At 49.0% G+C, this 14,443-nt stretch carries 11 protein-coding genes and 1 pseudogene; 7 read left to right on the forward strand and 5 right to left on the reverse strand.

Annotated elements, in window-relative coordinates; genetic code table 11:
* Nucleotides 1–304 precede the first annotated feature (304 nt).
* The 7 genes from MHH48_RS12250 to MHH48_RS12280 all read left to right on the forward strand — a co-directional run bounded on the left by MHH48_RS12250 (nt 305) and on the right by MHH48_RS12280 (nt 9,464).
* Nucleotides 305–1,063, forward strand: coding sequence for a CAP domain-containing protein (locus tag MHH48_RS12250; protein WP_076321032.1), 759 nt, complete (start codon nt 305–307; stop codon nt 1,061–1,063).
* A gap of 147 nt (nt 1,064–1,210) precedes the next feature.
* Nucleotides 1,211–2,062 carry a GDSL-type esterase/lipase family protein gene (locus MHH48_RS12255; RefSeq protein WP_076321033.1) on the forward strand — a complete coding sequence of 284 codons (852 nt, stop codon included), beginning with the start codon at nt 1,211–1,213 and terminating at the stop codon, nt 2,060–2,062.
* Between the two features lie 36 nt (nt 2,063–2,098).
* The gene (locus tag MHH48_RS12260) at nt 2,099–3,067 is read left to right on the forward strand and encodes an ABC transporter ATP-binding protein (protein WP_076321034.1); all 969 of its coding nucleotides are present in this window, start codon (nt 2,099–2,101) and stop codon (nt 3,065–3,067) included.
* Nucleotides 3,060–4,049, forward strand: a complete 990-nt coding sequence (locus MHH48_RS12265; protein ID WP_076321035.1) for an ABC transporter permease — start codon at nt 3,060–3,062, stop codon at nt 4,047–4,049. Before MHH48_RS12260 ends, MHH48_RS12265 begins: the two co-directional genes overlap by 8 nt.
* Before the next feature lie 115 nt (nt 4,050–4,164).
* The gene (parE, locus tag MHH48_RS12270) at nt 4,165–6,144 is read left to right on the forward strand and encodes a DNA topoisomerase IV subunit B (RefSeq protein WP_076321036.1); all 1,980 of its coding nucleotides are present in this window, start codon (nt 4,165–4,167) and stop codon (nt 6,142–6,144) included.
* An 11-nt stretch (nt 6,145–6,155) separates the two neighbouring features.
* The gene (gyrA, locus tag MHH48_RS12275) at nt 6,156–8,615 is read left to right on the forward strand and encodes a DNA gyrase subunit A (RefSeq protein ID WP_076321037.1); all 2,460 of its coding nucleotides are present in this window, start codon (nt 6,156–6,158) and stop codon (nt 8,613–8,615) included.
* A gap of 417 nt (nt 8,616–9,032) precedes the next feature.
* Nucleotides 9,033–9,464, forward strand: coding sequence for a MarR family transcriptional regulator (locus MHH48_RS12280; RefSeq protein ID WP_076321038.1), 432 nt, complete (start codon nt 9,033–9,035; stop codon nt 9,462–9,464).
* 154 nt (nt 9,465–9,618) lie between these two features.
* Here the strand turns inward: MHH48_RS12280 and MHH48_RS12285 are convergent.
* From MHH48_RS12285 to MHH48_RS12305, 5 genes and pseudogenes are all read right to left on the reverse strand, one after another.
* Nucleotides 9,619–9,679 (reverse strand): annotated as a pseudogene (locus tag MHH48_RS12285) (hypothetical protein); the annotation flags it as partial.
* A 225-nt stretch (nt 9,680–9,904) separates the two neighbouring features.
* On the reverse strand, nt 9,905–10,624 hold the full coding sequence (locus tag MHH48_RS12290; RefSeq protein ID WP_076321039.1) for an RNA pseudouridine synthase: 720 nt from the start codon (nt 10,622–10,624) through the stop codon (nt 9,905–9,907).
* Between the two features lie 4 nt (nt 10,625–10,628).
* A complete protein-coding gene (locus tag MHH48_RS12295; protein ID WP_076321040.1) occupies nt 10,629–11,492 on the reverse strand; it encodes a class I SAM-dependent methyltransferase in 864 nt (287 codons plus the stop codon).
* A gap of 124 nt (nt 11,493–11,616) precedes the next feature.
* A complete protein-coding gene (locus MHH48_RS12300) occupies nt 11,617–12,135 on the reverse strand; it encodes an N-acetyltransferase (RefSeq protein WP_076321041.1) in 519 nt (172 codons plus the stop codon).
* Between the two features lie 67 nt (nt 12,136–12,202).
* Nucleotides 12,203–14,176 (reverse strand): DNA mismatch repair protein MutS, encoded by a 1,974-nt coding sequence (locus MHH48_RS12305; protein ID WP_076321042.1) that lies wholly within the window; start codon nt 14,174–14,176, stop codon nt 12,203–12,205.
* Between the last annotated feature and the right edge of the window lie 267 nt (nt 14,177–14,443).

Genomic DNA, 14,443 nt, shown 5'->3' on the forward strand with positions numbered 1-14,443 from the left:
TGGCCTGAAACCCGATTAGAGGACCACCGTTGTTAGGAAACGATTCATCGCTTTTAATAAGGCATCTATCACTACATAGGGTCTGGGACTTGAGCCGACTAGAGCTCTTTTATATAGGTAGGTAGGAATTCAAGGATGTTATTCCAACAATTGTAGGATTGCCGAAGATATCAAATGTGTTACAATGTGTTCGTACGAGATTACAAAAATGTAACTATTGTTTGATCGTCCAGCACCCTAGAAATTCATCTTAGAACGGGCGGTCAAGCAAACTCACAACTATGAGCATAGGAGATGAGCATTCATGAACAACCATTGGATAAAGAAAATCGCAGGCGGCAGCATCGCTGCTGTATTGGCTGTCGGTATCATGCTGCCAACGACGGCGTCTGCTGCACCTGCCGAGAGCAATAATTATGTAAACTGGCAACAAAAGATCCAGGAATTCCTGGAGAGCCAAGGCTTGGAATCACAGTTTAAATGGGTGGTTCAGCAGCCGCAAACCGAAAAGCCTCAGGCAGACAAACCTGTTGAGACTCCGCAAACCAGCAAGCCAGAAACGACTAAACCAGAAACCACAAAACCAGAAACGACTCAACCGGAAACCAGCAAACCGGAAACAAGTAAGCCTGAGACCAGCACTCCATCTACAACACCGTCCCAGCCTTCCGAATCTGCGGGTACAACGGAGAAATCGGATTTTGCTTCCGAAGTTGTCACATTGGTGAACAAAGAACGTGCGAATGCAGGTCTGAAGCCGCTAACGGTCCATGCTAAGCTGACAACCGTGGCGCTGGATAAAGCGAAGGATATGAGTGATAACAATTATTTCAGCCACACTTCGCCGACGCATGGTTCTCCATTTGATATGATGAAAGCTTACGGTATTTCATACGGCTATGCCGGTGAGAATATTGCTAAAGGGCAACGTACACCACAGGAAGTCATGAACTCATGGATGAATAGCCAAGGTCATCGTGAAAATATTCTGTCTCCGAACTTCACTAAAATCGGTGTTGGATATTACAACGGATATTGGGTTCAAGAATTCATCAGTGAATAAGCACTTATCTTGTTTCATCTAAAGGGCTGCCCCGGTCACGCATCGAAAGAATGCGTCCGGGGCAGTCTTCTTTGCGTGTTTTGATTTGCAAATTTTTTATAGAAGTCTTAAGGTAATGTACATGAGGAATTTTGTAGGGGGAATGTCATGAAATCATCTGCATGGATATGGCGAATCACTGCCTCCGTGTCGGTTATTGTAACGATTGTGCTTATTCTTGGTTTTGTGTATGCGTTTAAGGATATTAATGATCCGCAAGGACAGCCCTTGCTGACTGGTGGGGGATCCGAGGCGTCCGAAGAAAAGACAGCGCCGGAGAAGCCGGAGAGCGCTCCGTTACAATCGGTTTTGCCGAATGATTTAAAGGTAGCTGCGATTGGAGATTCACTGGCCAAGGGAACGGGGGACAATACCGGGAGCGGTTTTGTCCGCCGAAGCGTGGATCAATTAAATGGCGATGGACGAACAGCGAGCCTGCTAGCGAATCTGGCCATAAACGGAATGACTACCGAAGGACTCCTTCCCAAGCTGGACGACAAGGGGATACAGTATGCCTTGAAGCAAGCCAATGTCATTATGCTTTCGATTGGAGGCAATGATATCTTTCAAGGCAGCGGGCTGATGGAAGGGGCGGCGGATTCCGGTGAATTGGAGCTCGAACCTGCTAAGCTGATGGCTGCGTTGCCGCAGGCATCTGAACGCCTGCAGGCGATTCTGGAGAAAATTCGCCTCATTAATCCGGATGCGCGAATCGTTTATATCGGTCTGTATCATCCTTTTTCTGATTTGGAAGACTTGTTGATACCCGGCAATATTGTGGTCTCTGCATGGAATCATGCGGTCATGGAGATCGTGAACCGGGATCCCAATATGACATTGGTCCCCACGTTCGATCTGTTTCAGCACAAGCTGGGCGAGTATCTGTCCTCGGACCATTTTCATCCGAACGGGGCAGGATATCAGGCGATAGCGGATCGAATTGTAGAGGGTATGCTGTAGGCATGATGAGGATGTCATATGGGGAGTTGGAACTCGATGAATGAACAAGCACAAGAAATCGTACTATCTGTCCAGCATGTAAAAAAGAAAATCGGTCGAAAATGGATTATACATGATGTGTCGTTCGACGTGCGCGCAGGCGAAATTTTCGGGTTCCTGGGGCCGAATGGGGCAGGAAAGACGACTACAATCCGCATGCTTGTAGACCTGATTAAACCGTCCTCTGGCAGGATCGAGGTCTGCGGTTATGATGTGAACCGCCAGCAGGAGCAGGCGCTGCGTTATATTGGGTCCATCGTGGAGAATCCGGAAATGTATTCGTATATGACGGGATGGGAAAATCTTGAGCATTTTGCACGAATGCAGCCCGGCATTGACCAGCAGCGAATACAGGAAGTTGTGGATACGGTGAGATTGGATCGAAGAATTCATGACAAGGTGAGCACATATTCACTGGGAATGCGGCAGCGGCTCGGGATAGCCCAGGCCCTGCTTGGCAGACCGAGATTGCTCATTCTGGACGAGCCGACGAACGGTCTTGATCCGAAAGGGATCAAAGAGATGCGACAGTTCATACACCAATTGGCCGAAGAAGGGCTGGCTGTTTTTGTCTCCAGCCATCTACTGAGCGAAATTCAGCTGCTATGCCATCGCGTGGCGATCATCAGCAGCGGAAGAGTGCTTGCGGTTGGCGAGGTCGAAGAGTTGATTGCCGGCAGCAGTGATCATGTTATCTGGGATCTAAATCCTGCCGCGCAAGGGAAACGAATATTGCAAAAGCTGGATTATTGCCAAATTGTCGACCGCCCTGAGGAGGTGCTCGACGATAATTTGCTTGCAGGCATGTCTTCGGACGCTATTGTAACTCGTATGAGCGCTACATACACGTCTAGAGCTGTGGAACGGCTGGTAGCCGCGGGAGTACAGGTCCGGGAGGTTCATCGGATCAATCCTACGCTGGAGCAGCTATTCCTGCAGATGACGGAGGGTGAGAGCATTGAGTAACCTGTTGCCCCTGATCAAGAACGAGTGTATCAAAATTATCAAACGAAAGCGGTTCTATGTTGTCCTGCTCGTTCTTCTTGTTCTGGTTCCCATGTTTACCTATGCCCAGATGAAGTCGGCTGAACGAAGCCGGGACAAGTTCAACAGTGACTGGCGGCTTGAGCTTCAGCAGCGAATCACGGATAATGAGAATTCACTTAGCAGTGACAGGGTACCGGATGAATGGAAACGATACAGGCAAATCTTTATTCAGCAAATGCAGTATTATTTGCAGCATGATGTGAATCCTAATCAACCAAACGGGGTTACGTTCACACGTGAATTTTTGAATAATGCGATATCTCTGTTTATCCCGCTGCTCATTATGGCCATCGCTTCGGATATCGTTTCCGGCGAACGGACGACCGGTACCATCAAGATGCTGCTGACAAGGCCTGTGAAGCGATGGAAGGTGTTGCTGAGTAAACTGATCGCCTTGATCATGTTTACGTCTCTTATTGTCGTTTCCACCTTTGTCATAGCCTATCTGATCTCCGGTCTTGCCTTCGGATACAAGGGGTTTGACATACCGGTATTCACGGGATTCCAAATTGTTGGTTCTGATGTGGATATGTCCGGTGTTCATGCTGTTCCTCAGTGGAAGTATTTGCTGATGCAGGGCGGATTGGTGTGGTTTGTCGGCGTGTGTGTCGGTATGCTGGCCTTTATGGTGTCCGTGCTGGTTCGAAGTACAGCGGCGAGCATTGTGATTATGATGGCCGCATTAATTGCCGGAAATATTCTGACGAATATGGCATCGGCGTGGAGCAGCGCGAAATATTTGTTCATGGTAAACCTGAATTTGACCAATTATTTAGCCGGCAATTTGCCGCCAATTGAGGGGATGACTTTGAATTTTTCCCTTATGGTATTGGCCCTCTGGGCAATTTGTGCGGTTATTGTTTCATTCAGTGTCTTTACGAGAAGGGATATCTTGAATTAAAATGGACAAAGCATGAAACATTTGTTTGCATTTTTTAGAGAACAGCGTTCTTCTAAAATATTGAAATGTAGAAATAGAAATACACTAGATACGTGAAATTGAAGGAGGAGCATGAATGGTCGAACAGATCGATATGTTTGCAGAGTCATCGAAGAACGGCGGTAACAACCGTTCAGGATACGATGCTGACGACATTCAAGTGCTCGAAGGCCTCGTTGCGGTGCGCAAACGGCCAGGCATGTACATAGGGAGCACAAGCTCGTCAGGCTTGCATCATCTGGTATGGGAAATTGTGGACAACGCCGTAGACGAGCATTTGGCCAAGTACTGCTCGAGAATTGAAATTACATTGCATAAAGACGGGTCCGCGACGGTATACGATAACGGACGCGGTATTCCAACCGGAATGCACAAGACAGGCATCCCCACCCCGCAGGTTGTTTTTACGATTTTGCATGCCGGCGGTAAATTCGGCGGTTCCGGATATAAGAAGTCCGGCGGTCTTCACGGCGTTGGCGCATCTGTGACCAATGCGCTGTCCGAGTGGCTGGAGGTGGAAATTTACCGTGATGGTAAAATTCACCGCCAACGGTTTGAATACTGGAAGGACAAAAAAGGAAAAGAGCATGTCGGGGAACCGGTAACGGGCCTTGAAGTGCTTGGTAATACGAACAAAACCGGGACGAAGATTACGTTTAAACCGGATGCACGCGTGTTTACCACGGGAACGCACCTGAACTACGACACGCTTGCAGAGCGCTTACAGGAAATTGCCTTCCTGAACTCCGGACTTCGTATTGTATTGAAAGACGAGCGCAGCGGCAACGGGGAAGAGTTTTTCTATGAAGGCGGCGCAAGCCAGTTCGTGCAGTTCTTGAATGAAGGCAAGGATGTGCTGCATGATGTGATCCATTTTTATGCGGAGAAGGATGATATCGAAGTTGAAATCGCCCTTCAATATAATGCAGGCTATACCGAAACGCTGGCCTCATTCGTTAACTCCATCCCGACGCGCGGGGGCGGTACGCATGAGACGGGTTTTAAGACAGCTTATACCCGTGTCATGAATGATTATGCCCGCAAGAACAATCTTTTGAAGGAAAAGGACAAGAACCTGGAGGGGAATGATCTTCGGGAAGGCATGATGACCGTCATCAGCGTTAAGATGGCTGAGGTCGAATTTGTCGGCCAGACCAAGGACCAGCTGGGAAGCGCCTCTGCGCGCAGTGCGGTTGACAGCATTGTCACGGAGAAGATGCAAATCTTCCTCGAGGAGAATCCGCAGATCGCACAAACGCTGTTAAAGAAGGCCATTCAGGCCTCCAAAGCGCGTGAAGCGGCCCGTAAAGCAAGAGATGAGATGCGCACCGGCAAGAAGCGCAGCGAAAGCTCCAATCTGGGCGGCAAGCTGACGCCGGCACAGTCCAAGGATTTTACGAGAACCGAATTGTTTATTGTTGAAGGGGACTCCGCTGGCGGCTCTGCGAAGCAGGGACGGGATTCAAAAATCCAGGCTATACTGCCTCTTAAAGGGAAACCGATGAATCCGGAAAAATCGAAGCTGGCCGACATCCTGAAGAATGATGAATACCGTGCAATTGTAGCGGCGATCGGAGCAGGAATCGGTACGGAGTTCACCGCCGGGGACAGCAATTATTCGAAAATTATCATCATGACCGATGCGGATACGGATGGCGCTCACATTCAGGTGCTGCTGCTTACGTTCTTCTACAGGTACATGAAACCGCTGATTGATGAAGGCCGCGTCTATCTTGCGCAGCCTCCACTATATAAAATCGCAAGCAAGTCCGGAAAGCTGGAGACGGTACGGTATGCTTGGACAGAAGGGCAGCTGGCTAATTACTTGAAGGAATTCAAGAACTATGAACTTCAGCGTTACAAAGGATTGGGCGAGATGAACCCGGAGCAATTATGGGAAACGACGATGAACCCGGAAACACGGACATTGCTGCAGGTACAAATCGATGATGCTGCCAAAGCGGAGCGTCGTGTGTCTACGCTGATGGGGGATAAAGTAGACCCTCGCAAGCGGTGGATTGTAGAAAATGTCAACTTCGCGGAGTTTGAGGAATAGAAGGTGAAGGAATGAGTTTATCGGAGCAATTTTTACCGGCTTATCTGGAAGAGGTCGTAGGTGACCGATTTGGCCGGTATTCCAAGTATATTATTCAGGACCGGGCGATCCCGGACGTCCGTGACGGCCTGAAGCCCGTTCAGCGCCGGATTCTTTATGCCATGTACGATTCGGGTAACACACCGGATAAACCATATCGTAAATCGGCGAAAACGGTCGGGGATGTCATGGGTAATTACCATCCGCACGGGGATTCTTCGATTTATGAAGGTATGGTTCGGATGGCTCAGCCTTGGAAGATGGGGCATGTGCTTGTAGATGGTCACGGAAACTGGGGCTCCCAGGACGATGATCCTGCAGCAGCGATGCGTTATACCGAGGCCAGATTGTCGCGGATTGCCATGGAGCTGCTTCGGGATATCGAGAAGCGGACCGTGCTGTTTAAGGATAATTTTGATAACACGGCTAAGGAACCGGTTGTGCTGCCTTCACGGTACCCAAATCTGCTAGTGAACGGAGCTAGCGGGATTTCCGCAGGCTTCGCGACTGAAATCCCGCCTCACAATCTGCGGGAAGTGATCGATGCTTGTATTGCTGTCATGCAGAAGCCGGAGATTGAGCTGGCCGAGATTATGACCTTTATCAAAGGTCCGGACTTCCCGACCAGTGGAATCATTATGGGCGGCGAAGGCATTTTGGATGCCTATCGGACAGGCAAAGGCCGCGTTTATCTGCGGTCGAAGACGGATATTGAATCGCTTCGCGGCGGCAAGCAGCAGATTGTCATCACGGAAATTCCTTACCAGGTTGTTAAGTCCCGGCTTGTTACCGCTATGGAGAACATACGACTGGAGAAAAAGGTCGAGGGCATCGCCGAGGTTCGCGATGAGAGCGGAAGGGAAGGACTTCGCATCGTCGTTGAGCTGAAGAAGGATGCCGACGCAAACGGGATTCTTGCTTATTTGTTCAAGAAGACCGATCTGCAAGTTACGTACAACTTCAATATGGTTGCGATCGTGAATAAAACCCCTCAACAGCTGGGGCTTAAAGACATGTTATCCGCCTATATCGAGCATCAGCGTGAAGTCGTCACGCACCGGACGCAGTACGAACTGGAGAAAGCAGAGGATCGGGCGCATGTATTGGAAGGCCTGGTGAAGGCATTAAATATACTGGATGAGGTCATTGCGGCGATCAAAGCGTCCAAGAATCGCCAGGATGCCCAGAACAATCTGCAATGGATGTTCGGTTTCACGGAGCGACAAGCCGATTCCATATTGACTTTGCAATTATACCGCCTTACGAACCTTGAAATTCATTCGCTGCAAAAAGAGCTGGACGAGTTGACGAAGAAAATCGAGGGCTTGCGTGCGATACTGGACAGCGATAAGAAACTGATTGCCGTCATTCGCAAAGAGCTGCTAGAAATTCGCGAGAAGTACGGCATCGACCGGCGTTCGGTCATTCAGGAAGAAGTGGAAGAGATCAAGGTTAATCTGGAAGTGCTGGTTAACGCCGAGGACGTGCTCGTAACTCTGTCTAATGAAGGCTATATCAAGCGTACCAGCATGTTATCCTTCACCCGAAGCGGCGGTGAGCTGGAAAGCTCAGGCGTTAAGGAAGGGGATTACATCACCCGACTGTTTGAAGTCAATACTCTGGAGAATCTGCTCATATTCACGAGCCGTGGACAGTATTTCTTATTGCCGGTTCACCAGATTCCGGAATACAAATGGAAAGATGCCGGTACGGCCATCGTGAACGTGATTCAGGTGCCGAAAGAAGACCACATCGTATCGGTCATTCCGGTTTCGAACTTTGAAGAAGAGGGCAAATCCCTTGTGTTCGTCAGCCGCAAAGGTCAGGTGAAGCGCACAGAACTCAAGGAGTATGTCACCAAGCGGGCTGGCGCTGTTGCGGCAGCCAAGGTTGCTGCGGAAGATAGCATTATCCAGGTCGTCGTAAGTGATAGCAGTAAAGATATTGTGCTGATCTCGAAAGAAGGGATGAGCATCCGGTTTAATGAGCAGGAAGTCAACGCCATGGGACGCGTATCCGGCGGGGTCCGGGGAATCCAACTCCGTGACGGGGACGAAGTCGTTGCAGCGTTATGGGTGGAGAACGATGAGGGTGAAATTTTAACCATCACGGATCTTGGCTATGGTAAGCGCAGCTTGGTGTTGGATTACCAGACGCAAAGCCGCGGCGGAAAAGGAATGGCTACGTTTGAGTTTAAGGAAGGCAAGCGGGTGAAGCCTAACGGCAGCGCCATTGTCGGTGCTTTCTATTGCCGTGAACCGCTGCAGATTATGGCGTACAGCGAAGACGGGCAAGCTTATCTGATTCAGACGGAGAAAGTTCCGATCGCGGAACGTAAATCGATAGGCAAGCTGCTTGCCGATGTTGGCAAGCAAGGACAGATTGTCGATGTGGTAAGTCTTCCGCATGCGGAGTTAGGCAAAGAAAGTTAAACAAGAATGAATGAACATCCTTCGTTTAGGTAGTTTCAAGTTTGTTGTAAGATAGATGGATGAAAAGCACCTTCGATGATATTTGTCGAGGTGCTTTTGCTATATTTTGTGTTTGCGTAATATTTGAACTGTTATTTATACTATTTGACATATGTCCGTCTATGTCGAAGTGAGGTGAACCTTGAAAAACGCCGTCATATAAGGGCTGGCGGGTTTTGTCGGTTGGTTGGAAATTATATTTTTTAACGAAAAAAGAAGGATATTAGGAGGTCCCCCGCGAAAAGTTAATCCTATAAACTATTATGGAATCATGACTTTGGTTCAAAACGAAATCCATTCATCGAAGTACAGTGCAACATCCACGGATGGTATCCGATGTTTGATCATGACAGACATAATTGAAGGGACGGGATAAACATGCATACTGCCGAATTCGCCAAGGTGTGGTCCAAGCTGGCTAAGGATTATAAGCTCCATATGGAAGCCGGATTAGCACCGACATTGACGGAATCGCAATTGATGGTGCTGGAGGTGCTTGCTGAGCTAGAGCGAATGAAACCTTCCGATTTCATTCCTTACCTGGCTACAAGTCCGGCAGCCGTGACGATGCTATTGGACCGGATGGAGAAGAATGGATTGATCAAACGGGAACGGGACGAAAATGACAGACGGATCGTCTGGGTGACGATATCCTATAAAGGGCGAGAGGAATATACGCGCGGATTACAGGTTAGGGATGAGTACCTTTCCCAAATTCTGAATCGTATATCCTCGCATAATCAACAGCTGCTTATCTATCTATTAGGGAAGATTAATACAGCTCCAAAGGAAGTTCTGGTTGAGGCGTGAGTTCTTGAAGCTAACGTTGACGTTGCAAACGTAGAGAAGCCCCTGTGCGACTGCATACGGCAGCTACCTTGGGGGCTATTACATATCTTCATTCTATTGAACATCAAGATCATGGTCACACCACGATTTCGAATGTTCATAAGACGTAATGGGATTACTTAAGCAACCACAAAGCCGCGACGTTGGAGGGTTCCCAACCAGGTAGGGATGTGTGGGCTTGGCGGCACTCATAGGTATTGCCTCCATATGTGACTAAATCAACTAAATAATGTTAAACTAATATATTTACTATTCTTTGGTATTCTTTGATAAAAGTAAAGGGATAATATAATATCATAGAGGGATAGAATATTACAATATTTTCCACGATGAAACAGAGGCATGAAAAAACGAAATCCAAGGATGGATTTCGTTTTTTTGAGTTCTATTGTATAGAACCGTTATGTGGCCTCCAGCTTGTCCATGGAGAAGAGACTCCAGGGATAGACGGATGCCGGCATGGAACGGATGGCGATTTCCTCTTTGGTAACGGGGTGCGGAAATTCGACCAATACGGACCATAAGGCAATCTGCTGCCCGGCTTTGTTCACCTTGCTTCCATACTTCTGATCTCCGAACAGCGGATGTCCCGCATAGCTCAGCTGTACACGGATTTGGTGTGGCCTGCCCGTGTGCAGCTCGATCAGGACGAGGCTGAAGCCTTCCGCCGTTTGGAGCACGGTGTAATCCAGAATGGCCTCCTTGGCCCCGTCGGTATCTTTAGAGGTGACATGGACGGTGTTGGTTTTCACATCTTTATACAGCATATTTACGAGCCGACCTGAGGTTTTCGAAGGAATCCCGTGAACGACCGCTACATACTGCTTGCGGAAGCTGCGATTGCGGACGGCTTCCGATAATCGGGATGCGGCTTTGGAGGTCTTGGCAAAGACCATCGCTCCGCCAACCGGACGGTCCAGACGGTGAACCAACCCCAAAAATACATTGCCCGGTTTATTGTAGCGCTCCTTGATATCCTGTTTCAAAATCGTCAGCATGTCGGGATCGCCGGTAGCATCCTCCTGGGAGGGGATGTTTACTGGCTTGGTTACACCTAACACATGATTATCCTCGAAAATTATCGGCACTACCGGATATGCTGCTGGTTCCCGCTTGCTCATCGAATCAGGACTCCCAGCGACCCAGGATGCCGCATGGCAGGTTCATACCGGAGCGGGTAATCGGCAATCCGATTTCACCCGCACTGATGATACCGCCGTATTTCGGCTTCATGGTCATGGTCAGCATGTTATTCAGAACGGTAGGGGAGATGCCGGTCGTATAGGAGTTAATCAGCATAAACAGCGGATTATCCGATACAATGCTCATGCAGCTTTCGAGAAATGGGTACAAGCTTTGTTCAAGCTTCCACGTTTCTCCACTTGGACCGCGGCCATAAGATGGAGGGTCCATAATGATCGCATCGTATTTGTTCCCTCGACGCTGCTCTCGTTGCACGAATTTAAATACATCATCCGTAATATAACGGATAGGACGGTCGGCGAGGCCGGACAATGCCGCATTTTCCTTGGCCCATTGAACCATCCCCTTGGCAGCATCCACATGCACAACCTGAGCTCCGGCCGAGGCGGCCGCGATGGTTGCTCCCCCGGTATAGGCGAACAGGTTCAGCACGCTGACCGGACGTCCGGCTGAGGCGATCTTATCCATCATCCAACGCCAGTTGGCTGCCTGCTCCGGAAACAAACCGGTATGTTTAAAATTGGTTGGTCGAATATGAAATTTTAATTGGTCGTATGAGATGGTCCATCGGTCCGGAAGCTGCTTTTTCATGTCCCATTGCCCGCCGCCGGACGAACTGCGGTGATAGTGTCCGTGAACACTGCGCCATTGTTCATCTTCACGTTCAATCGGCCATATGATCTGCGGATCCGGACGTCTGAGAATCACGTCGCCCCAGCGTTCCAGCTTCTCCCCGCCCCCGGTATCGATGACCTCGTAATCTTGCCAATCCTGAGCTACATACATGTTGAAAACCATCCTTCAAATAGTCATTTAGACTTTATTGTACAACATATCAGAAGCTGAATGCCACCAAGTATTGCCCGGCTTGACCATACCTATTCGGATGATATGGACTTTGAAGCTCGACTTACCCCAAATCTTCGAATGCGGAGTGGAAACGGAATTCGCCATGCAGGTGGTTGAGTGCGCCTAGCTGAAGCTCGGCAACCATGAACACTTCATCGGAAACCGTGAATTGCGTTAAGTCGATCCCATAGGTTCTGGCCTGAACAAAACCGTAACGGGGATAATACGCCGGATGGCCGAATAGAAAAACAAGGGGATAGCCATGCGAGAGGCACCGCCGTTTGCCTTCTTCAATCAAAATTCCGCCGATCCCTTGACGTTGATAATCCGGAAGCACAGCCAGTGGCCCTAGCGCAGCCACGTAATGGCTATGAATGCCGTCAATAAGGCTGGCCTGGCTGAACATAATATGTCCCTTGATGATCCCATCTTCTTCTGCAACGATTGACAATTCCCGTTGAAAGGTTTTGTCTTCCCGCAGCCGTTGTACTAGAAGCGCTTCTTCCTGTCCGGGAAAAGCCTGAGTGAGAAGGTCCTGGACCTTCTCATGATCGTTTATGGTTTCTGTACGTATGTTCATCGTGATCTCTCCTCGCAATTCCTGTGGATTTTTTATAGATATCCTGCGACTCATCCCAAGAGCTTCGTTACTCCGGCTTCGTTTCAATCTGCAGTCCTTCAACGTGCTTGCGGTTCATCAGTTTACGCTTCTTCAGGTTCTCTTTGCTCTCAAAAACGATATCAAGATTATAATCCTCCGGGTAAAGATCCTTGGCGGCAATATAAGGTTTCAGTCGTTTGTGGTTAATCTTCAGTCGATCCTTCTGAATCATAACACCGATATTTCCTCTACCGTCCATGGTCTCATACACGGTTCCGCTACGTTTCAAATAAGGCACATAGACACGATCGCCAAGTTGATAGAGGGAAGAGGGAGAATCCTCATCTACATCTACATCTACATGATCTTGAACAATCACTAGCTCATCCTGTTCGCCTGTCGGTAAGGTAACGTGTTCTGCCAGACTCGCTTCTTCTGCCCATGCTTTAGGCTCTGAGCGAACATCATCTCTAAGGACTTTGTCGCCTCTTGCAGCTCCCGCTTCCGTGATTTCACGTGATCTGGTTATAATCGACTCCGGAATACCCAGCTTCGCGGCAATGACAAAGGCATAACTGTGACCGGCTTCACCGATCCGCAGACGATAGAGGGGCTCAAGTGTGTCAGCGTCAAATTCCATGCGGGCATTCTCAAAGCCGGCTGTGCGCTCGGCAAAATTTTTGATTTCTGTAAAATGGGTGGTGACTACAACCGTTGCTTGACGTTGACTCAATTCCTCCAAAATGGCGATCGACAATCCAACGCCTTCACCAGGGTCCGTTCCGGACGCCATCTCATCGAGCAGTACGAGCGTGGACCGGCTAGCCGTCTGTAAAATGTCGCGGATGTTGCGTATATGTGCAGAGAACGTGCTGAGGGCATGCTCCAAGCTCTGTCCGTCTCCGATATCGACGGAAACCTCGTCAAAGATGGCGCAATGGCTGCCATCCGCTACAGGAACCAGCAGACCGGATTGAACCATGACCGTAATGAGTCCAACCGTCTTGAGCGCTGAAGTTTTGCCGCCGGTGTTAGGTCCTGTAATGATCAGGGTTTTATACCGCTTCCCGATGGTAAAGTCCAGCGGTACCATGGTGGAGCCGATTAAAGGATGCACCGCGGATTTTAAATGGATGAACCCTTCCTGGTTCAGGCTCACATTGCGCCCGCCGATGGAAATGGCATACTTGCCTCTGGCTATGATGTAATCGTAGACTCCAACAATGTCGGCATTGGTTCTCAGTTCGAATTGATATTGCTCGGCAAGTGCGGTTAAATCACTCAACACCTTTGTTTCTTCCCGAACTTCATCGGCGTGCAGGAGAGTTAATTCCATCTGAAGTGCCTGCAAGTCGGAAGGCTCGATGAATACGGTCTGTCCGCTGGCCGATTCATCCAGAATCGAGCCATTCACGGATTTACGGTGCTCCTTCTTGATGGGCAGCACGTAACGTCCTCCGCGTTTGCTGATGACATGCTCTTGCATGATCCCTTTGTAACGGCTTATCAGGCTGTCGAGCTTGCGCTTGATCCGTTCCTCGGTCATGATGATTTTTTTGCGGACTTTTGCCAGATCTTTGCTGGCGCTATCCACGACACGTCCGCCGTGAATGCTGCGTTCGATTTCGGACAGAAGCGGACGCAGTTCATGCATGGAAGAGGCGTAGGAACTGATCAATGGAGCAATGTCGTTCTTGGCATTCATATATTGAATGAGCTGGCGGCAGCTTCTCAGATATTGGACCATATTCCCGAAATCACGCTCAGACAGGACATAGCCGGTACCGAGCAAATCCAGGACCATTTTTATTCCCTCCAGTGAAGGAATAGGTACGCTGGCTCCGGTATGGAGCAAAGTTTTGGCTTCTACCGTTTCATTCAATTTATTGTGGATGGCTTTCATCTGGGTGAGGGGGGCCATCTTCTGAATATGCTCGACTCCCAGATACGATACGGCAAAGCGTTCAAGCTCGGTGCGTATTCTCTCATACTCCAATTTGTTTAATGCGAATGGTTTCATGGGCTTCATTCTCCTTTTGATTTATAAAATGGATGGCATACAATGCAAAAAAGGGCGGAAAGCGAACTACTAAGGTTCGCTTTCCGCCCATAGACCGTTATTCCGATGGCATGGCGTTATGGGACAGCTCCAAATAACCCTTTTGCATAAAAGAGGGGAGACCCAAAAAATCCGCGCTGAACTCAGCACGGATGACCATATCATATCTGAATAAACCCTAAAGGGGCTTCAATTGATATCCGCAGTTCTTAACTAATTCAACGGATG

Origin of the sequence: Paenibacillus sp. FSL F4-0100 (genome assembly GCF_037993005.1) — a bacterium.
GTDB lineage: Bacteria > Bacillota > Bacilli > Paenibacillales > Paenibacillaceae > Paenibacillus_AQ.

Excerpts from the sequence above, each read along its gene's own strand:
- MHH48_RS12300 (WP_076321041.1), bottom strand. The coding sequence starts at position 12,135 with ATGAACATACGTACAGAAACCATAAACGATCATGAGAAGGTCCAGGAC.
- MHH48_RS12290 (WP_076321039.1), bottom strand. The coding sequence starts at position 10,624 with ATGAGCAAGCGGGAACCAGCAGCATATCCGGTAGTGCCGATAATTTTC.
- MHH48_RS12295 (WP_076321040.1), bottom strand. The coding sequence starts at position 11,492 with ATGTATGTAGCTCAGGATTGGCAAGATTACGAGGTCATCGATACCGGG.
- parE (WP_076321036.1), top strand. The coding sequence starts at position 4,165 with ATGGTCGAACAGATCGATATGTTTGCAGAGTCATCGAAGAACGGCGGT.
- MHH48_RS12305 (WP_076321042.1), bottom strand. The coding sequence starts at position 14,176 with ATGAAACCATTCGCATTAAACAAATTGGAGTATGAGAGAATACGCACC.
- MHH48_RS12250 (WP_076321032.1), top strand. The coding sequence starts at position 305 with ATGAACAACCATTGGATAAAGAAAATCGCAGGCGGCAGCATCGCTGCT.
- MHH48_RS12280 (WP_076321038.1), top strand. The coding sequence starts at position 9,033 with ATGCATACTGCCGAATTCGCCAAGGTGTGGTCCAAGCTGGCTAAGGAT.
- gyrA (WP_076321037.1), top strand. The coding sequence starts at position 6,156 with ATGAGTTTATCGGAGCAATTTTTACCGGCTTATCTGGAAGAGGTCGTA.
- MHH48_RS12260 (WP_076321034.1), top strand. The coding sequence starts at position 2,099 with ATGAATGAACAAGCACAAGAAATCGTACTATCTGTCCAGCATGTAAAA.
- MHH48_RS12255 (WP_076321033.1), top strand. The coding sequence starts at position 1,211 with ATGAAATCATCTGCATGGATATGGCGAATCACTGCCTCCGTGTCGGTT.